Below are 18,450 nucleotides of genomic sequence, written 5' to 3'. Positions count from 1 at the left end.
CCCGTAGAAGGCGCAAAGGCGATGTCAGAGTTTCTGGCGCTGCCGGCGCGGCTTTACCAATCTTTTCCCGAATATATTCCTCCGCTTATGCTTGACCGACGGGGCGTGCTCGACCCCCAAAAGGCTCCTTTTTTCGAACACGGAGAAGCGCAGTACTGGCTGGCGCGTCGCGATGGAAATGCTGTTGGCCGGATTTCAGCGCAGATCGACCATGCGCAGCTTGGTGGCGATTTCACTGAGGCTGGGCTCATTGGCTGCCTTGATACGATTGATGACGTTGACGTGGTGCGCGCATTGCTATCAGTGGCCGAAGCCGCACTGCGAGAGAAGGGCTGTGCTTCTGCGATGGGACCATTGACGCTGTCGATGAACACCGAACCAGGTCTTATGATTCAGGGCCAGGATGAACCCCCAATGATCGGTACGTCCTGGCATCCAGCCTATATCGCAGAGCATCTTGATGCCTGCGGATATCGCTATGCCAAGGATCTGCATTACTGGCGTATCGCCACCGATTCCAAGGCTTTTCAAGCGCTGCGCGACAGGCCCAAAATACAAGGTCGTCTAAAGGGCCACACCATCCGAAAACTTGACCTAAAAAACATTGCCAAGGAAGCCCAGATCATCCGCGAGGTGTATAATGACGCCTGGCAAAACAATTGGGGTTTCGTTCCGCTGACCGACGCTGATCTCAATGCGATGTCGACGGATTTAAAACCCTACATGCGCCCCGAATGGGGTGCCATTATTGAGCGGAACGGAAAGGCAGTTGGGGTCGCAGTACTTGTTCCTAATCTTTATGAAATAACCTCGGATCTTGGCTCTAATCCGTCTCCTTGGGGATGGATCAAACTCCTGTGGCGCACGGTGTTTCACAAGTTTACATCCGGGCGGATCATTGTGCTGGGGGTGCGCTCAGAGATCAAGCACACGGTAGGTGGCGCGGTTGTGGCAATGTCGCTGGTTGAAAAATTGCTTGATGAGCTGACAACCTATCAACCCCGTAGCGCATGGGTCGAAGCCGGATGGGTGCTTGAGGACAACACAGCACTGGTCCGTTTGCTGGAGCAATTCGGCTTTGCAAGAACGCGGACCTTCCGTATCATGAGAAAAAATATTGCAGCAGAGGAGGCGGAAACACGTGACTGATAATACGAGTTCAGTGGCAACTTGGCCTGAAGATCTGGAGCCCGAAAAACTTGATCAGATCATCGCCATTATCGCCAAAGAAGGCATGGTCGACATAGAGTCAGTCACTCCCGGTGCCACATTGGAGTCTCTGAGCATCGCGTCGGTCGACGTGGTTTCAATTTTGATGGCAGTTGAAGAGGACCTCGGTATTTACGTTCCCATCGACAACGAATTGGCAGCCGCCAAAAACCTATCTGAATTTATCGCTAAAATCGCATCGCAAGGAGACGGTGAATCCGACGCCGGATCACCGGCAGCCATTTGAGCCGGGTCGCGATTTCAGGAATTGGCGCCGTTAGTGCGGCCGGTATCGGCGCCGAGGCCTTATGGCAGCTTGCGGTTTCCGGTAAATCGGCAGTCCGTGCGCACGACTTCCCTGGCAACGAAATTCTTTCTGTTGGAATTTTTGGGGCGTTTGCGGATTTCGACCCTTCGGAAGATGAGGATGCGGCAATACTGAAGCGTTGCGATCGGTATTCCCAGTTTGCACATCTCGCCGCGCGTGAAGCGGTTACTCAATCCGGTATTGATCCGGAGCTCTTGCGGGGCCCTCGCACGGCCGTGTTCATTGGGTCTGGCATTGGCGGGATGACAACGCTTGATGCGGGCTACAACCAGCTGAATTCAGGTCGCCGGTTCATGGACCCGTTAAGTGTCCCGAAACTGATCCCGAGTTCAGCAACCGCTCATGTCAGCATCCAATATGGTGCGCAGGGGCCGTCATTCGCCGTTTGCAGCGCCTGTTCGTCGGCAAGCCAGTCCATCGGGCTGGCGATGATGCTGATCCGCGCCGGCGTGGTCGATCGCGCCATCGCCGGGGGAAGCGAAGCTTGCCTGACGGTTCCAACGATCCGTGCATGGGAATTGCTGCGTGTCCTGTCACCCGACGGATGCAAACCATTTTCCAATAACCGCAATGGGACGGTTCTGGGTGAAGGTGCGGGCGTAGTCTTGCTTGAATCCGAAGCGTCGCTCGCTGCACGCGGCGGCGCGCCAATTGGATGGCTGAACGGCTATGCAACGACAAGCGATGCCCGCGACATGCTACAGCCTGATGTCGATGGGGCCGCCGCTGCCATGCAGGGTGCGCTTGACGATGCGGGGCTTTCAGCGGACGACATTGATTATATCAACGCCCACGGGACGGGTACGGTTCTCAATGACGTCAACGAAGCAACCGCCATTCGTCGGGTGTTTGGGGATGCAACCGACAGTCTTCTGGTATCTTCGAGTAAATCCCAGACGGGCCACTTGCTCGGGGCATCTGGCGGGATAGAGCTGGCTATCACCCTCGCCGCTGCACGCGCGCAAATTGTACCGCCCCATATCAATTGCGCTGAGCCTGATCCTAAATGCGAGATCACGCTGGCCGCCGACATCCCCACGAACCGGCCGATCCGGTATGCATTGTCTAATTCCTTTGCATTCGGCGGGATGAACGCTTCTTTGATCCTAGCGGCGCCAGAAGTTTGACACTCGACAAGCCTAATAGGAATGCCAAAGTCGGTCCGATCCCGATTTGCATTTCCGTGACAAAATTAGCGGATTTTTGTGATGCAACAGGCTTTGGTAACAGCACCTTGGACCGCGAAGGGCCCATTCCCTTGTCTTACATTCCAACGCTACTGGGACATGACACGGTCAAACCTGGCTTGATCGAAGCGCTTCAGACACTTGGCCATGATGGTGCAGAAGAGGGACTTCTTCATTTGCGTCAGGACGTGCAGATGCAACAAGAAATGATGCCTGATGAAGCCTATACAATATGGCTTTCGTGCCAGCGCGACGAGGCGGGGCGTGTTATCATTTCTGGTGTCATCAAGGACCGTGAAGGCAGACATGCGGCTCAGTTTGAAACCGAGATGATGCGCGTTTCGGGTAAGACAATTATATGATCGGTGCGCTGACCATAGGCAGCCAATTGGTGCCCGAACAGGTGGGTGCGGTTTCAACCGATGCTCTGGTCCCATATTTGGAACAGGTGGGCGATGACAATCCTTTGCACCGCGACCCTGCCGTCGCAGTTAACGCCGGCCTGGTAGGAATTCCAATACCGGGCCAGCTTCTCCTTTCAGTGATGGAACGCTATGCGAAAGCCCGCACCGAAGGGTATGCTCTTCAACGCATAACGGTGCAGTTTGTTTCACCAGTCTTTACGGAGAAGCCCTTTGACCTAACCGGGCGGGTCGTCGCCCAACACGAAGCCGAACGCGTTTTGGTTCTGAGACTTCAGATGCACCAGAATGGAGAGCGATCTGTGGTTGGAGAGGCGAGGGTCTCGCTGCATGGTACAAAGGAAAATTGGTGGAGCCTAGGGGGAACTCCAGAAAATCCATAAAGCATTGATATTGAACACTATTGCAGTGTTGTGTTTCGTTGTGTGTCACACCTTAGTGTCACACTTGCTGCAATTGCAAGTTGCGAGTTTCTATTGTCGGGCTTTGAATACTAGAAGGATGCGCAATGCGTGCCTGAATATCCAATGGTTCTTATTATACACTTAATGTCAGAGTGAATTGTTGGACTCGTGGTTCACTAATTGAATACTGATATTGAACTAGTAGATTTCCATCTTCGATGGTTTTGTAACAGATACCGGGTTTGCACCTGATGGGTTTAGATGTTGTGATCATCAAGCCGCTAACGGGTTAAGTCGTCTGCCTGATAACAGTAGTATACTTGGTGGCGCATCCAATCAGCTTAAGAGTGGCGTAGCAAACCAGCTAAAGTGCTATAATAGTGGTTTATTACTATACTCTGAAATCTAAGATCTATCTGTGGACTACTAGCTCGAAGAGTTTGCGGTTCGTATTGCTATCTTATTAAACTAGGTAATTTCCATCTTTGATGGTTTTCAAACAGATACCGAGATTGTTCTGTCTGTGGAGGAAGGGCTAAGCGCTCTCTCAACGGTTTAAGATTAGTTGAGACACCTTTCTGTATATCTAGATACCAGTTTTAGAGTATATCTAGATTAATACAGAAGTAATCTTGGAGTATTAATTATCCTCTCCGTCTGTGGAGGGAGGGTTAAAGTAAGCATTTGTCTTGCAAGGATTTTTCTTCACAGGTGTGTTGCGAATTTTGTCTGCTGAATTAGCACTAGCGTTATGTAGCTATTTGGCTAAAACTACGTTGCTCCGACAAGGTTCCTTCGGACGAAGAAAACAGATATCGCCAGAACCTCTGTGCGCCGCGCTCAGTTCGGGTAATGTCCTGAGCGGGGTTGGGCTGGAAAATGCGCTGACAGCGCTTGCGAGCGCGCTCAGCGGCTCTCAAGCCGATCTAGTACGCGCTTCACCTGAGAGGCTTGCCATGAGCCGCCACGGGCCGTGGCTACGCCTGCCTCATTCAATCGATTTGCGATCTCTCGTAGCGGTTCCCCGGCTTCACGAAGTGGCAACACAATGCCCGCCACCTTCTCAGCCCTAGCGGCTGCATTGGCTTTGACTATTTCGTTTCGTTTCATAGTCGCATCTCGCAGCCCGCCCAGCTTAACACCTTTGGCCTTTGCTTCTGCGAGTGCTGCCTTAGTGCGTGCTGAGATGAACTCTCGTTCCTGTTCTGCTAGTGCAGCGTGGATATGTAGTTGGAACTTGTCGGCATATGGCATCTGCGCGACCCGCAGCTTTACTTTCTTGTCGTCCATGATGGCGGAGATAGTGGAGACCTTTCGGGACAAGCGGTCGAGTTTACTCACCAACAGGGTCGCTCCTGTCTTACGGCAAACGCCAAGTGCCCGGTCGAGCTCCGGTCGGTCGTCATTGGTCCCACTTAGTACGTCGGTACATCGCTCCAAAACGCTGTAAGGTTTGTCGTTAAACTGACTTAGGAACAACTCAATGTCTCGGTCCTGTGCTTCTAGGCCAAGCCCACTGCGGCCCTGCTCTTGTGTGCTTACGCGCGTGTAAATTACGTACTTTTGCAACTGGATCGTTCCCACTTCCATTCGAATGTACTGAAGTTATGGTTCGATGTTGCAATCGTCAAGGAGGGTTGTGGGTGTAACAGATGTGATGACTTAAGGGGGGTATGGGGGAAACACGTCCGGTGAACGGAATAGATATGTGCTCAAAAAAATGTGTCGAAAATTTTAGATCGGTAAGGTGTGCAAGGTAAGCTCATAGCTTTCTGCGCTGCTTCGCCACTTCGTAGGCAAGTGTGTACGCTGCCTTCTCAATTTGAGAGCATCGGAAAGGTTCAGACTTGCGAGAATTAGTGCCGAATTGCCCACTTGTACAGGCGCTATCTAATCGATTCAGACAGACTTGAACACTGCGCAAGCTGTCGAGTCTTTTCGAGAACAATTCGTCGCAAACGTGGCCAAGAAATAGTAACCTTCCGGTAAGCGCGCCTTCACACTGTTCATCTCTTCCATTCGCACACCAGTAGTCTTTCGATAAGTCGCGAACTTCGAAAACAACTTGCTTCAAAAGAGTTACATCCGCATCCCTAACAGAGTCGAGCTTGTCCGAGCGCTTAAAAACTCGCGCCAGCAAAACTTCCACACCCTTCACGGAAAGCGCCGCTGCAACACCGATAGCCGCTGACAAAAACGGCGAGATGGTGGTTTCAGGCAATTCTATGTGTCCTTGCGCTGAGCTTGCGTTACGTATTGTTCGATGAGAGCAACATATCGGGAAAAACCGGGTTCGTTCGCAATGAACTTAAATCTCTTTAGAACATCTTCAGGCGTAAAATCATGCTCACGCACAAGCCCCCCGAAAGCCTCTTCTAGGAATGATGACGGGTACCCCGCAGCACCGTCCAAAATGACGCTAACTACATCGTCGTCATTGCGTTTCATGGCGGGGAGTAAATACTCCTCTCGGAACGTTGTTCCGTTGCCATCGCCATCTTCAACGTAGCGACCGCCTGGGAACTCCGTGTAGTCCTCAGCAATATTAATCAATTGGTCCATCTCACGTCATTCTCCAAGGGCATGGGTGGGGATAGTCCACTCCACTAGCGTCCCGCCTATATGCGACTCATGATCTCTCAACTCAACCGTTCCACCCTTTAAATATAGTAACTCGCCGGTTCCGCTCAATATTCGAACTTTAGCACCTTCGAAGCCATCAACCAAAGACACAACATCTTGCAAACCTTTGCCGTGTCCTCCTTCAAGAGATGTCCTATCAACTTCCAGCGCAGCCTGTATCATTTTTGAAGAGTCATTGAGTGCGCTTCCAAGTGGCAAGTGAGACAGTAATTCTCTGACTTTCTCCCACCCTTCCCAACGGGGAAGCGTTGCTGCAATACCTACGCCTTGATCGTAGACAATGAACTTTACGCTTCCGTTGGCTGGGTTCCAACTGGCGGTAGCCCACCATCCCTCTGTGGCAGGCAGAAACTCCCATTTGTGACCTTTTGGATATGCGTGTTTTGTGGCATTGTATGCCGCTTCCACAAGGCCGTCATAGACGGAGGGATCTTTGTGAAGAACTTCGGATATTTGCGATAGCGTTTTGAGCAATCGCGCGTCCAACAGAGTGCTACTCACCATTGGAAGTACAGTGATTTCTTTCGTGTCGTCGTGAACGTCTTCGATGGGCGATGTCACGCCGAGCAGATCAAAGAACCCCAGCCCCGAGAGCAAGGCATGCACGTTTGAGTTCCAGTTTTTTGTGTTCCGAGGCTTGATCTTCTTTCTAACTGTGAGCCGCCACCGATCAATCTCAGCAGCCAGCACAAGCGCGCCAGCCACTGAAATTTCCTGAATAGGTTCAAGATCGAGAAAAACCGTCTCATGGTGCCCATTTTCATCTACTTTGAGTGCTGCAGCCTTTAGTTCCCGGAGGCAGTTGACTGTTGCGTCGTAGTTGTTTGAAAAACTGAAAACGGATGGTGGAATGATCCGAACCTCAGTAGGCGCTTTTTTTGCAACCTTCCGCTTCTTTTTACTTTTGCGAAGCTGTTTACGGTATAGGTCTTTTTTCCATCTTGCTTGAGCGGTGCGTACAAATGCTATGCGGCGTTTGAAGGAAAGTTTTTTCAATTAAATTAGGCCTCTAAATTCAGCGCTCTTCCGCGCAGCATTCACGTAATTGCTCGTAAAGAGCAGGGGATGCCAACGATTTGGGTTTAAGTTCTGTGTTCTCGAATGTAGCGGTATTTGATGTACATTGGACGTATTGAAGTCAATGTGCAAACCGCGTTCTCAAGCTCTGGCCCCAGTGGGAAGTTGATCTAAAACTCCTTATAAAGGTGATCCATTCCAACCGCATCATACCTGATCTTACATACAGCATTGTGTAGCACCTTTACCGGCACCTTGCCGTCTCCATAACGACCTGACATGCCGGGGAGTGCGTGGCCAAGAAGAATATCGTTTAGGTCCGAGTTAATCCCAACATGACGGCAGGCATCCTTGAAGTTGTGCCTAAATGAGTGAAATGAGGTCTTAGGCGTCTTCGCCCCGATGCTCTGGATATAGTTGCTAAAGTCTTTACTTGCCTGATCCGAATAGTAACCGGAGGACCCCAGTTTTAGTTCTGGGAATAACCGGTCTCCGCCTTTGTCTCTTTGGTGTTTGGCGTATTGAAGGACGCCTAGTTTCGTTAGTGTTGGGTGTAGCGGGACGACTCGGTGTTTTCCAAACTTAACTCGCTGCGTCCCATCCCCCTCGTGGATCTTAAGAAATGGAATGCCGTCTTCATCGTCGATGTCCTCAATGCGCAACTGGCATAGTTCATTCAAGCGGGCACCTGTCCAAAGTCCAAGAAGAGGAAGCCAATACCAACTAGTCGCGCTCATGTCCGTGGAGCCGGGTTTGGTCCGGAACCGCTTTGATTTGCATCCTGTGTAGAGTGGGCTGTCAAAGATGGTTTGCAGTTGCTCCATCGAGAACGGGTGATGTTCGTCCCTTGCCGAGGTGACATTTGTCAGTTTCATCGGGCCAAATATATCGGCTACGTCTGCATCCAATTGCTTATCGGCCCATTTCCATATCGCTTGCATTCTTCCGAGCGCCTTATTGACGGTGTTAGTTGCGATAGTTGGGAGAGCGTATTCCTTGGCAGCCTCGATTGCGTCTTTGGCGGGTAAACCTCGAGTTTGGGGTTTCTTATTTCGGTTGGCGGGAAGCGAGAGTAATGCTGTTTTGAATTCACGCGCGTCCGCCTTGAGGTACGTCAAGATTGGGCGGTCGCCTTGCAATTCGATGAAAAGTTCTGCCCACGATTGGTAGTCCTCCAGAGCTTTGGGAGACCACTCACCCGCTGCTTTGGCGTCTGCAAGGCGCTGGGCAAACAACTCGGACAGAAGCGGGCCAGATGGCTGCTGTGACGGTGTTGCGCGGGTTGTGCAACGGGAGGCATCATCAGTGGTCATGGGCGCTCTGACAGAGCTGTTCAAGGCCGTAGAGAAGTTGTAATGGTTCAAAGACTCCGCATGGGCCTCCATAGCCTCATACGAACCTATTTTCGCCTTCCTGATCTCATCTAGTATCGCCCAAAAGTGGTTCTTGCAGTCCTCGTCGGAGATGCCCGCAGATTCGCAAAATGCTTTGATCTCGCTTCTGACGTTTTCACGCCCCATCATTCTCCAGAAGTCTTCGTTTGGCATTTTTAGCAAATCAACGCTCTGGCGATGTCGTGTTTTTTCCTCGTCGGTCAGAGGCCCAAGAGAACTGCGTCTAGCAATGCCCCTTTCCAACTGTCCAAGAAAGTAGGTTTCAACTTTTGCCCGGAGTTCGCTGTGTTCCATGCCCGTCGTGTCCATGTGAGACATTAATGATTGGCCGAACACTGCAAGATGTCTGGAGAGAGTTCCAGCCTCTAACGGGCATCTCGTACGCAATGACAATCTAATAGTTTTGCGCGTTTGGCTTGGATCAGTCCTTGGCAGTGGCCAACGGAAGTAAAAAATGCCGTGTCGGGACTTTGTAAGATATGCATGTAGCCGCATTGTTGTGTCACACCTGTGTGTCACACCACTCTAATGTTCGGCTATCATATTGAACTGTAAGTGTACCGTGCAGCAAAGTTTTGCCTCTGGCACTAAAATTTATTCAATAAAATCAATGGGCCTGTTTTCCACTTCGACACTTACTTTACCTTTTTGGAAGCATAACCTTGCCTCTCACAGGCCAAAAAAATAACCGGCGCGAGGCCGGTTAGAGTTTTAGATAACGTCTGATCTTCGAAAAACGATGCTGTTTCTACTTTTTAGATCCAATGGAAAGGCGCCGATTTCCAGACATCGCAACAGTTCTTCATCTGGGGGTCTATCATTCTCGCGAGCCAGTTCTTTCAGACTGATGTGATCCCTTCGAAACTGATCAAAGGATCTGCTGTCGATGCTCGTTCGAATGTCTGGTCCATCGGCATCCTTAGTCGTGACCACTCTGAGCAAACGTTGATCGATCAAGCTGTTAAGAGCTCGCATGTTGATATCCAGTTGCGAACTGGCAGAACCAAGGCTCAAAGTGTTCGCGGTGCTGAGCCGGAGCAAATCAGACAGAGCATAGATATTCACGCATAGGTCTGAAAACTTCCCTGAATGTTTGGATGTTCGTCGAAGCGGGAGTTTGTGCTCAAGGATAAGATTTACCGCTTTCGCGATGGGGCATTTGAACCGTTTTGCCGCAGTCGTGATTTCTTCCCAACCGTCGGTGGTTTCTTGATCCTGATCGAGTTCTTTGAATTGCGCTCGGAACCTTTCCAGTTCCTTCGGATGATAAAGCGGTGATGCTTTGGGATTTGAAAAGAACTTCTTGATCAGCCCTGCTGCCGATAGCTGCCGCAAGACAAGGTAATGCATGCCAAGCGCATCGGATGTTTCCGAGGCATTCCGCAGCTGTTCAATGTCGGCTTTGATTTTCAGGATAAGGTCTTCATCAATGTACCGTTTCAACTCATAGCTTTTGCCACTTTTTGCGATTTTCGCGATGCCAAGATCAACTAACCGCATTCCCAGGTGTTTTTGAGAGATGCCAAATGTTCGACTTGCCTTGGATATGGTGAATACGGTCTGCTTGGGGCAGGGCTCCCCCAACACAACTGCGCCGGTGGGGATTGGATAGTTCGTGAATACAAATTCCCGAGCCAGATCGCGGATGACATCAAAAGCCGGGTCTTCGTCCCGTTCACGGAGCCAATCGAAGAAGAGTTTGAAACGTGTCCGATACAAGGTGTGGTCGATAGGTGCTTTGCGCTGGAAACGCGCGAGAGCATCTTTGACCAGCCAAGCCCCATGCCTCATTGTGGTGAAACCATGTGCGCCAGCCTCGATCCATTCTTTCGATGTCAGCGTATCGCGGTGTCGATCCGGGCCGAAAAGCAATAGAGCACCAAGGTTCTCAGCGGTCTGTGACGCCACATGAAAGGGAAGGCGACCAAACCAGGACTTGTCCTCCGTACCTCCGATCCTCCTCCGCAGGTGTTTTTCAAATTCTTGAGTTGCGGGATCAATTGGTTCGCTTTGGGTGATTGCCGCTGTATCTAGTACTTCAGCAAAGTCGAATTGTGGTTTACCTGATTTCGAAGCAGGCAAATCCTGAAGAGTGCAATTGTGTATGTGACAGCTTCTGATGGAGTTGAGCTGCCAAATTCCGCGATGTGCCGGCAAGCTCTTTGGATCGAGGTTTCGATCTTCCTTCAAGCATTGAGGGCAAACCTTTGTACGGTTTCTGGTGAAACTGGTGAATTTTAGTTCAGCTTTGCCAAGCTGAAACCATCCTCGTTCAAGCACGCGAGGGGTCCAGAATTTCAACTCATCTGCGTCGACGGCGGCTAGCATCGCTAACCGCTCGATTTGAACACCGTCTCCAACAATCAGCTCTTTGTAGTTGAGGCCAACATCTGAACAGAAATTCACCAAGCGCCCGATGCCATTTCGACGTGCAAGGCGTGAGGCGAGAGAGAAAGCCGTCTCACCGATCCTAAATGGGACCAGGAGCGGGAGCCGCTGGTTAAAGGTATGCATGCTCGCTATCCTTTAGGGCAAAAACCTGACGTGTATTGATCCGGTAGTAGTCGGATGCAATGAACGGATTGAGGGCAGGGGAGCATGCTGTGCGCGCCAGATAGGCCTGTTCGAAATGTCTCCGCTCAACGGTGGTTGTAGATTCAATGAATGCCTCTTCAATCGCTGCCAAGATAAGCTCGATCACCAATCCGAACTCGTTGGCGGCTGCGTGAATGATGCGCTCCGCAAAGATGAGTTCTGATATCTCTGAGTTCAAAGAGACCTGGGCCGCCGACGCGTATTCTCGGAGAAGATCCTGGATATCTGGTGCCTGCAGCGATGTCGTAATTGGTGTAAAGCGCACGGACTTCATTCTGCGAGAAAGCTGGGGGTCGTGATTAAGAATACTCTCAAGTTCGGGTGTTCCCGAAAGTAGTATTCCAACAGGCCATTCAGGGTCGCTCATGAGCGATTTGAGCATAGACGCAATCTCGTTCAACTCTGATCGCGATCCCCGTTTGCTTAGGTCCTGTGCCTCGTCCAAATGTAGGAACAGGACCTCCTGTTCTCGAAGCTGATGGTGTACAAGATCCCAAATATACCAAGCCTGGCGCTCACTGCTCAGATTGAAGTTCAGGGCGCGAAGGATCTTCTGGCCAACGAATTTCAGTGTTGCTGGGGAAGGGATCTTAACGCTCACGATAGCCGTCGGAGACAGCCCGTCAGCTCCACCCTCCTTTCTGGCTCTCGAGATGAGTTTGTCGATAGCCCTGCTTTTGCCTGCGCCGGAACCGCCTGAGAGCGCGATGCCGTGCGCCTCGTTCACTTCACCAGCATTGATGTCTGCCAGGCGCTTCTGCATGAGAAGTTGAAACTGATTGTAAAGTGGGTCAAAGCGCTCGTGCTGAACAAACAACTTCTTCAGCTCAGTCATTTTCGCGGCGGTTTCAAACATATCAGTCATTGTCGAAGGTCCACTTCTTTGAGGGCTTGTGAGTTGGGATCGCTGCGTTGATAGATGCATCACAGGCTATTGGTACGTTTTTCGAAGATGCTGAGTGCTCGTCTCGCACAGGCGGAGATATCAAGATCCCCTCAGACAGTGGATCGAGACCGTATCCGTCTGGATCGTCAATTTCAGTTTGAGTACGTAAGGAGAAACGGAACGTTCCTTCGTTGCGCTCAATCTCTTCGTCAGTCGTATGAAACGGGGTCAGTTCCATTCTCCGCATGGCGGCGCGATTTACATCACTGATGTCCGACAATGCCTTGCGAATGATCGGAACAGTTAACTCCGCCTGGGCACTATATTTATATGACAGGGCGCGTTTAGCTTCCTTCAACTGGTCGTGGGATACACCATCCATACCGGGCACGTTGGAGCGGGCAGGGTGCCAGCTGTCGCCGACCTTCACCATTATCCACCCCAGATCACGCAAATCGACGCAGATTTCTGCAGTGCGATTAGGAGAATGGTTGAAAGCCTCCTTAAGTGCATCGCAACTGTAGCCAATGTCAGCGAAGGTCACACCATTCCCTTTGATGGTTCGGACGAACTTGCGACCAAACGCGAAGCGTATCGCTTGACCATCTGGGAGAGCAGGTGGCGGAACTTGTTGTGTCAGCCGCTCCCAACAGTCTTTTGGTGTCTCTCCTCCCAATGAGCTGTGCGGCTCATTGTGGTACACATCGACAACAAACCGCACGATTAGCTGAATGAGTTCGTCATCTGTGAGACAAGCCATTTCTTTAGACGGATAATCGCCTCGATCTTTAGGGTTGAACCCTGTGCGACCACTAAGTAGAGGGAGCAAATGATGCCCCAAATTCTTGAAGTACCTTTCAATTTGTCCGCGCATCCAAGGCATCCCAGCGGGTGGGTATTTTAGTGTGGTGCCGAGCGCTGAAGCCGCCGCGCGGAACTCTACTGAATAAAACTCTGGCCCTTGGTCTGTAACTAACTCCCCCACGGGGCCACCTTCGTGCCAACTACCATCACATCCACAGGCCGCCGCGATATCCGACTTGTCGGAATAGACATCTCTGAGAGTTTTGACCGCCACGTCGGCGGACGGGTTTTCTGCTAACCGAAGCGCGAGGATCACTTTGGTCCGGCAGTCTATGGCTGCGTAAAGCCAACGTCGGCCACGCTCGAGAGCCTTTCTGCGCTCAGGCGGTAGAAAATCCAGAATCCTGAAATAAGAAAAGACGCTGATCAAATCGAGCTTGCATCCATCCATTTCAACACGCTCAAGCGGATCTTCGACGTCCACACCAGTCTCGTAAAGATTGAATTTACGGTTTGCTGCATCAATGCCTTCGCGACGAGCGCAAACACGGTAAGGGGAGGCGAGCCTTAAGCGATCGAAAATGGCGCGCCTCGAAGGGACAGTTAAAAGCGGTTCCCCGTTCTGCTCTCGACGTTCATTCTCTGCTTTGATGTCGTCCAGCGTTCTGGACACTGCTTTGGGTTTCGAAATTTTCTCCGCGCAGTAGTGGTCGATGACCCGAAGTGCATACCGTTCGGTATCTATGCACCAACGCCGGTTTCTGTTTCCGGATCGTTTTTGCTTAGGGAGTAGGGCTACAGGATTGTAGCCTGCCCGGATGTAGGTGCGGCGCCACTCAAGTGCGGTACGTGCGCAGGGTAATGCTCTACTCTCAAGCTTTGCCCCAGCTCGCCGTTTTTTGCGATTGCTATAGTCTTGTCCATCGAGGGAGTTTACTTCAACTGCGATGAGCGAAAGGTTGCGGTGGTAGTCAGTCTCGGTGAGCTTGATTTTGCCGTCGGCGTGTAGCTTCATAACGGCTTTTACGACTGCCTCGCTCCAGAGGATCAAGGATTGATCTTCATGTTCCAATTCACCAATTGACTCGCAACCTGCACTCTCGTTGTTGAGTTGTTCCTCTCGGGAAAAGAACTTGGGATAGTACCTGAAACTTGGCGAATTTTGCAGCTCGGCTAGGCGTTCATTTGTGAATGTTTCGCAGACCTCAGGGTTATTGAGCCGTTCGGCGACCATGCCAACGCTTGTAATTTCAACCGGCCGAAAACCGATATCGTTATGCGTGAACATATCAGTTGTGCTTCGTTGGTTAGGATGTGTCATGATGCTTCCTCAACGAGAGATGGGCGTGTTTGTGCGAGCTTGCGCGCTGCTGCACGCGCTGCTTTGCGGTTCAGTTGATTTTCGGTGACAAGGATCGTTTGATCGGCAAATTGTTTAGGCATTGCCTGGGCGACCAACTCTAGTTCTTCGGTAAAGCCTATTGATGCTGCTCGGTCTTCTGGCTTGATCGCGACGGCGACCTTAGTGCCGTCAAGCATTATCACCAGAAAGTCGAAGGTGTGGGACGCTGGGCGGCCATCGCGGCCAACGTATTTGATGGCGGTTGGCTGGTCCCAGATGTCGAAGATGTCTTCGCGGATGAGCATCAAACACAAAAAGCGGTATTCAAGCTCGCTTTCGAAGTGCAGTTCCCTTGGCCATCGAAAGGCTGGCAACATTGCGATGAGAAATCCGCGCAGGCTTGCGCGTGATCTGCTCACAACCTTTCGGGTCGCACGGCTCGGATGAGGCATGCGGTAGATCTTTGATTTGGACATGTTTGTTGTGTCGATAGGCACGCCGAAGCAGTACCCACCGATTTCCTCTTCATAGAATTGGATGAATTTGTAGAGCCCGCTGACTCAATCAGCGGGTTGACTACGTTTAGTTTTCAGGTGATGAAGAGGCGTCAGATCTACATGTTTGACGTTTCAAAGGGTCTTCCTGGTTCCAACAGGAGGGCCTTTTTTATTGGCATTGGACTCTTTGTCTTCCCTGATCATGCTCGATTAGGTGTTTTGCTCCTTTGCCGGATAGAGAGATGGGAAGAGTTCTTCCAAAGGGACCTCAAGCATTTTTGCCAATGAGGCCTCAACTCTGCGCGAGCGCGTACGTCCCGCAGCAACAGAACCGACCAAAGTTGCAGAGACGCCGATTTGAGCTGCCGCGGAAGAGAAATTCTCCCCTGACATCTCTAGAAGATAGCGGATACGCGCTCGATTTTCTCGATCGCAGTGCTTTGCCTTCTTCGTCAAAACATCACCCTTTGAAATTGCCACAGTTCCGAATCACTCGTGTAGTGCCACAGTAATTGATTCGTTATCAAGAGCCTTGGTGCTGGTCGTATCCTTCTGAAATTGCTAATTTTTCGTGGCGATGCAGATTTTTTCTGGCTATGCAAATTTTTCCGTTTGAGGCGGATTTTTCCCCAAGATTCCGATTTTTCCCGTTCGTTCCAATTTTTCTAACCAGCGCACGGATGCTGATTTCCAGCAACTTGTTGAAATGTCGGATGTTCTTATCCATCGTCGTGAAATCGCAGTTTTTGCCATTTCTTCGGGACGCTTGTGATATTTGCGGTCTAGTGCTTTATCAGAGTGCATTTTTAGGCTGAAATCGGCGGAGAAAATATCAGTTTGGCGACATCCGGACACCGAAGCAGAGAGAATTTTTTTGGTGGAAAAAACTTCAGATTATGACGCACTTTCAGGTAAGGCGTTAAGGTTAGAGTGAAGAATGTCCAAATTGGGAGGACCCAATTATGAAAACGATGACTTTTGAAGAAGTAGATGTCGATTTCGGTTCGATCTTCACCGAAGTCTGCGAGTCCCGTAAACCAGTCCAAATCTCACTCGGTGATGAAAGAGCAATCGTCATGTTGCCCTTGGCAGACTACATCTCTTTCGACGAAACAAGTTATCTGTTGGGTTCGCCAAAGAACGCTCAACGGTTGATGGAGTCGATAGCGACCATCAAGTCCGACGCGGAGTAGACGAAACGTGAATGGCCAGCTTTCCGGCAGAATTCTAAAACACAGTTAGAAGAGAATGATGTCGCACCTCTTCGCGGCGAGTTCTCACAACTTTGGAATTATGGGCGGGAAGCTGACATTCGCTGCGACCCGCACTAATGTCGAGTTTGCGGACAAAACTGCCTATCCACATCTTCCTCTGAATGTCCGGTCGCAGCCCAAAGCAGCCATTCATTTGCTCGAGACGGAGCACGGTATTTGTTAAATAACGCCAAAGCTGATTGGATCTTGACGATGATACGCATAGTTGTACGATTGCCCTACTCTTAGCTGGGTGTTTTTAAAAACGCTCTATGCCGGGTGATTTGCCAGGCTGATTTTGATTGAACGACTTTGGGCGCCGACTTCGAAATGTTTGTCGTCACCGGTCGTTCCTCCTCGGAGCCGACAAACATTTCGAAGTCGGTCGCTTAAGTAAGAGAAAAGAATGGATCACCCGCTGCTTAGCGATACCAATAAAGAGCTACGCAGTAGGGTGATCCAGCTTTTGAAGAATGGCTTTAGCATCCTTCGCCAGAGCAACATTGTTTTCGTTTGCGGCGGCAACGAAGACGAAGACATGCGGCGTCAGTTTCAAAAAAAGTTTGCGGCGCTACTACCTGAGCATGAGTTCTTCGAGCCTGAGTTTGCCATGCTTGATTATTTTTCAATGGGAGACACCGAACCATTCGACATCGCCGACTTTGAGAAGCTGATTGGGGACCTTTCCTTGGCCATTGTTTTATTTCCCGAAGCACCTGGATCGTTCGCAGAACTGGGATATTTCTCAGGACAAGAGGACCTTGTTAAGAAGATTGTCTTGGCATTAGATTCCAATCACCAAAGATCTGACAGTTTCATATCTCTTGGCCCAGCAAGCAAGGTCGATAAAAAGTCTATCTTCAAAACATCAATTCAGATGGACTATCAAAACCCCGATTTCAGTTTGGTGTCGCAAAGAATTGTTGATCGAGTGAAGCTAAAGGGGAATCGCAGACAGTTTTCCGTAGTTGAATTCTCAAAAATGAGCTCATTTGAGTTGTTTGCATTGGCTCACCAGCTAGTCGAACTTCTGGTGATCGCCACAACCGATGACATTGAGTTTTTTTTGACAGCTCTTTTTGGAAACCACTTCAGTGCAAGTAAAGTGAAGAAAATTATTTCAATCTTGTTGGGTTCGAAGCGACTTATTGAAATTGGGGACTATGGTCATCTCACAGTGCATGATGGCAAACCTCAGGCTCTTCAATTACGCGACGGCTTTAAGACAGCTCATAGCGAGCTGACGGTTGATATCTCCGCGCAACTTTTTGCTGCCGATGGTGATTTCCAGGCGATCTTAAAGGAACTGGACTGATGCTGATTCAACAGATCGCAAGAACTACAAAACTTGACGTGCAAGATCTTCGGCATCTGGCTGCAAGCGCAGATCGACGGTACAAAGTTTACCTCATCCCTAAACGGGGGCATGGGCACAGAAAGATCGAGCACCCAAGTCGTGAAATCAAGGCCCTGCAAAGATGGATTACCAAAGTAATCATCGACAGATTTCCGGTCCATCATGCTGCGACGGCCTACAGGAAGGGGAGCGGCGTTAGAGAGAACGCGGAGAGACATAGGACGAGTAGATACACAAACCGATATGACTTTGCGAATTTCTTTCCATCATTCGGTCAAACGCAGGTCGAAAATTTCGTTAAACAAGAGGCTGAAAAGCTGGGCATGCCTTTTGATGACGACGATTTGCGATTTGTCGGAAATATCGTGTGTCGATTTGGCCGTCTGTCAATCGGCGCACCAAGTTCACCGGCGTTGACGAATGCCATGATGTTTGATTTTGACAGGGCACTTTTCGACTGGTGCCAGTCTAAAGGGCTTATTTATTCTAGATACGCAGATGACCTTTTTATTTCGGCAAACGAACCGGACCGACTAAAAAAGCTTGAACCACTGATCGCGAAAGCAAAGAGAGATGTCGCTCACCTTACGCTTCGACTAAACAGGCGTAAGACAACTTACTTATCCAAAAAATATGCCAGGCGGGTCACAGGTGTGATCATCACTTCGGACCATAAATTGTCGATTGGCCGCGAAAGAAAACGTGAAATAAAAGCGCTGGTTCACCGTTGGTTAAACGGTAAACTGGATGCTGGGGAGATTTATTATATGCGTGGCCTACTGGCTTTCGCTCGCGATATTGAACCTGAGTTCGAAAAAAACTTACGTTCAAAATATGGAGATGGCGTGATCGACGAGGTTCTGCGGCACCCAAATTTGGAGGTAGCGCCAGACCCAGAGTTTCAACCAATTCCATGGCTTTGATTTCAGTTCCTGAATGGAATTAGCCCATTGTCCAGTGCATTTGCTCAGGTCTTCTATTGGACAACTCATTCTACTTTGCAAAGTCTGCTACATCTGCGCATAGCAGTCATTGGTGGTTCGCGCAGCATCCAGAAAACTGGGCTCTACTGACACCTTCGCCGCGATGTTCACGAATGTTTGGCTCGGGCC

At 50.3% G+C, this 18,450-nt stretch carries 19 protein-coding genes; 8 read left to right on the top strand and 11 right to left on the bottom strand.

Features of this window, described 5'->3' with window-relative positions; all coding sequences use genetic code 11:
- Positions 1 to 21 precede the first annotated feature (21 nt).
- Genes M0D42_RS12200 through M0D42_RS12180 form a run of 5 tightly spaced genes read left to right on the top strand, consistent with a single transcriptional unit; the run spans position 22 to position 3,529 of the window.
- Entirely contained in the window at positions 22 to 1,149 is a 1,128-nt protein-coding gene (locus M0D42_RS12200) for a hypothetical protein (protein ID WP_265018884.1), read from the top strand.
- On the top strand, positions 1,142 to 1,456 hold the full coding sequence (locus tag M0D42_RS12195; protein ID WP_265018883.1) for an acyl carrier protein: 315 nt from the start codon (positions 1,142 to 1,144) through the stop codon (positions 1,454 to 1,456). The genes M0D42_RS12200 and M0D42_RS12195 overlap by 8 nt, the downstream gene beginning before the upstream one ends.
- A complete protein-coding gene (locus M0D42_RS12190; RefSeq protein WP_265018882.1) occupies positions 1,453 to 2,664 on the top strand; it encodes a beta-ketoacyl-[acyl-carrier-protein] synthase family protein in 1,212 nt (403 codons plus the stop codon). The genes M0D42_RS12195 and M0D42_RS12190 overlap by 4 nt, the downstream gene beginning before the upstream one ends.
- A complete protein-coding gene (locus tag M0D42_RS12185; RefSeq protein WP_265018881.1) occupies positions 2,661 to 3,086 on the top strand; it encodes a hypothetical protein in 426 nt (141 codons plus the stop codon). Before M0D42_RS12190 ends, M0D42_RS12185 begins: the two co-directional genes overlap by 4 nt.
- Positions 3,083 to 3,529: a MaoC/PaaZ C-terminal domain-containing protein gene (locus M0D42_RS12180; RefSeq protein WP_265018880.1), complete on the top strand. Its 447-nt coding sequence runs from the start codon at positions 3,083 to 3,085 to the stop codon at positions 3,527 to 3,529. The genes M0D42_RS12185 and M0D42_RS12180 overlap by 4 nt, the downstream gene beginning before the upstream one ends.
- 927 nt (positions 3,530 to 4,456) lie before the next feature.
- Here the strand turns inward: M0D42_RS12180 and M0D42_RS12175 are convergent.
- From M0D42_RS12175 to M0D42_RS12125, 11 genes are all read right to left on the bottom strand, one after another.
- A complete protein-coding gene (locus M0D42_RS12175; RefSeq protein ID WP_265018879.1) occupies positions 4,457 to 5,119 on the bottom strand; it encodes a recombinase family protein in 663 nt (220 codons plus the stop codon).
- Positions 5,120 to 5,312: 193 nt separating this feature from the next.
- Positions 5,313 to 5,771: a hypothetical protein gene (locus tag M0D42_RS12170; protein WP_265018878.1), complete on the bottom strand. Its 459-nt coding sequence runs from the start codon at positions 5,769 to 5,771 to the stop codon at positions 5,313 to 5,315.
- 2 nt (positions 5,772 to 5,773) lie between these two features.
- A complete protein-coding gene (locus M0D42_RS12165; RefSeq protein WP_265018877.1) occupies positions 5,774 to 6,112 on the bottom strand; it encodes an STAS-like domain-containing protein in 339 nt (112 codons plus the stop codon).
- 6 nt (positions 6,113 to 6,118) lie between these two features.
- A complete protein-coding gene (locus M0D42_RS12160; RefSeq protein ID WP_265018876.1) occupies positions 6,119 to 7,189 on the bottom strand; it encodes a hypothetical protein in 1,071 nt (356 codons plus the stop codon).
- 191 nt (positions 7,190 to 7,380) lie between these two features.
- Positions 7,381 to 8,898, bottom strand: a complete 1,518-nt coding sequence (locus M0D42_RS12155; RefSeq protein ID WP_265018875.1) for a site-specific integrase — start codon at positions 8,896 to 8,898, stop codon at positions 7,381 to 7,383.
- A gap of 417 nt (positions 8,899 to 9,315) precedes the next feature.
- Entirely contained in the window at positions 9,316 to 11,118 is a 1,803-nt protein-coding gene (locus M0D42_RS12150; RefSeq protein WP_265018874.1) for a TniQ family protein, read from the bottom strand.
- Positions 11,105 to 12,064 carry a TniB family NTP-binding protein gene (locus tag M0D42_RS12145; RefSeq protein WP_265018873.1) on the bottom strand — a complete coding sequence of 320 codons (960 nt, stop codon included), beginning with the start codon at positions 12,062 to 12,064 and terminating at the stop codon, positions 11,105 to 11,107. The genes M0D42_RS12150 and M0D42_RS12145 overlap by 14 nt, the downstream gene beginning before the upstream one ends.
- A complete protein-coding gene (locus tag M0D42_RS12140; protein ID WP_265018872.1) occupies positions 12,057 to 14,210 on the bottom strand; it encodes a hypothetical protein in 2,154 nt (717 codons plus the stop codon). The genes M0D42_RS12145 and M0D42_RS12140 overlap by 8 nt, the downstream gene beginning before the upstream one ends.
- Positions 14,207 to 14,707 carry a Tn7 transposase TnsA N-terminal domain-containing protein gene (locus M0D42_RS12135; RefSeq protein WP_265018871.1) on the bottom strand — a complete coding sequence of 167 codons (501 nt, stop codon included), beginning with the start codon at positions 14,705 to 14,707 and terminating at the stop codon, positions 14,207 to 14,209. The genes M0D42_RS12140 and M0D42_RS12135 overlap by 4 nt, the downstream gene beginning before the upstream one ends.
- A gap of 231 nt (positions 14,708 to 14,938) precedes the next feature.
- The gene (locus M0D42_RS12130) at positions 14,939 to 15,184 is read right to left on the bottom strand and encodes a hypothetical protein (protein ID WP_265018870.1); all 246 of its coding nucleotides are present in this window, start codon (positions 15,182 to 15,184) and stop codon (positions 14,939 to 14,941) included.
- A 67-nt stretch (positions 15,185 to 15,251) separates the two neighbouring features.
- Complete coding sequence (locus tag M0D42_RS12125; RefSeq protein ID WP_265018869.1) at positions 15,252 to 15,455, bottom strand: hypothetical protein; 204 nt, start codon at positions 15,453 to 15,455, stop codon at positions 15,252 to 15,254.
- A 235-nt stretch (positions 15,456 to 15,690) separates the two neighbouring features.
- Here M0D42_RS12125 and M0D42_RS12120 point away from each other — a divergent pair, with 235 nt between their 5' ends.
- The 3 genes from M0D42_RS12120 to M0D42_RS12110 all read left to right on the top strand — a co-directional run bounded on the left by M0D42_RS12120 (position 15,691) and on the right by M0D42_RS12110 (position 18,261).
- Entirely contained in the window at positions 15,691 to 15,921 is a 231-nt protein-coding gene (locus M0D42_RS12120; protein WP_265018868.1) for a type II toxin-antitoxin system Phd/YefM family antitoxin, read from the top strand.
- Positions 15,922 to 16,387: 466 nt separating this feature from the next.
- The gene (locus M0D42_RS12115; RefSeq protein ID WP_265018867.1) at positions 16,388 to 17,296 is read left to right on the top strand and encodes a retron St85 family effector protein; all 909 of its coding nucleotides are present in this window, start codon (positions 16,388 to 16,390) and stop codon (positions 17,294 to 17,296) included.
- Positions 17,296 to 18,261, top strand: coding sequence for a retron St85 family RNA-directed DNA polymerase (locus tag M0D42_RS12110; RefSeq protein ID WP_265018866.1), 966 nt, complete (start codon positions 17,296 to 17,298; stop codon positions 18,259 to 18,261). The genes M0D42_RS12115 and M0D42_RS12110 overlap by 1 nt, the downstream gene beginning before the upstream one ends.
- Positions 18,262 to 18,450: the final 189 nt, after the last annotated feature.

This window comes from Cognatishimia activa (genome assembly GCF_026016445.1).
GTDB classification, from domain to species: Bacteria; Pseudomonadota; Alphaproteobacteria; order Rhodobacterales; family Rhodobacteraceae; genus Cognatishimia; species Cognatishimia activa_B.
Note: the sequence above shows the minus strand (reverse complement) of the source record. Positions and strands in the feature narration are given on the sequence as shown.

Coding starts and splice junctions, on each gene's coding strand:
- M0D42_RS12200 (WP_265018884.1), top strand. CDS start 22: ATGTCAGAGTTTCTGGCGCTGCCGGCGCGGCTTTACCAATCTTTTCCC.
- M0D42_RS12180 (WP_265018880.1), top strand. CDS start 3,083: ATGATCGGTGCGCTGACCATAGGCAGCCAATTGGTGCCCGAACAGGTG.
- M0D42_RS12165 (WP_265018877.1), bottom strand. CDS start 6,112: ATGGACCAATTGATTAATATTGCTGAGGACTACACGGAGTTCCCAGGC.
- M0D42_RS12155 (WP_265018875.1), bottom strand. CDS start 8,898: ATGGAACACAGCGAACTCCGGGCAAAAGTTGAAACCTACTTTCTTGGA.
- M0D42_RS12150 (WP_265018874.1), bottom strand. CDS start 11,118: ATGCATACCTTTAACCAGCGGCTCCCGCTCCTGGTCCCATTTAGGATC.
- M0D42_RS12145 (WP_265018873.1), bottom strand. CDS start 12,064: ATGACTGATATGTTTGAAACCGCCGCGAAAATGACTGAGCTGAAGAAG.
- M0D42_RS12140 (WP_265018872.1), bottom strand. CDS start 14,210: ATGACACATCCTAACCAACGAAGCACAACTGATATGTTCACGCATAAC.
- M0D42_RS12135 (WP_265018871.1), bottom strand. CDS start 14,707: ATGTCCAAATCAAAGATCTACCGCATGCCTCATCCGAGCCGTGCGACC.
- M0D42_RS12125 (WP_265018869.1), bottom strand. CDS start 15,455: ATGGATAAGAACATCCGACATTTCAACAAGTTGCTGGAAATCAGCATC.
- M0D42_RS12120 (WP_265018868.1), top strand. CDS start 15,691: ATGAAAACGATGACTTTTGAAGAAGTAGATGTCGATTTCGGTTCGATC.
- M0D42_RS12115 (WP_265018867.1), top strand. CDS start 16,388: ATGGATCACCCGCTGCTTAGCGATACCAATAAAGAGCTACGCAGTAGG.
- M0D42_RS12110 (WP_265018866.1), top strand. CDS start 17,296: ATGCTGATTCAACAGATCGCAAGAACTACAAAACTTGACGTGCAAGAT.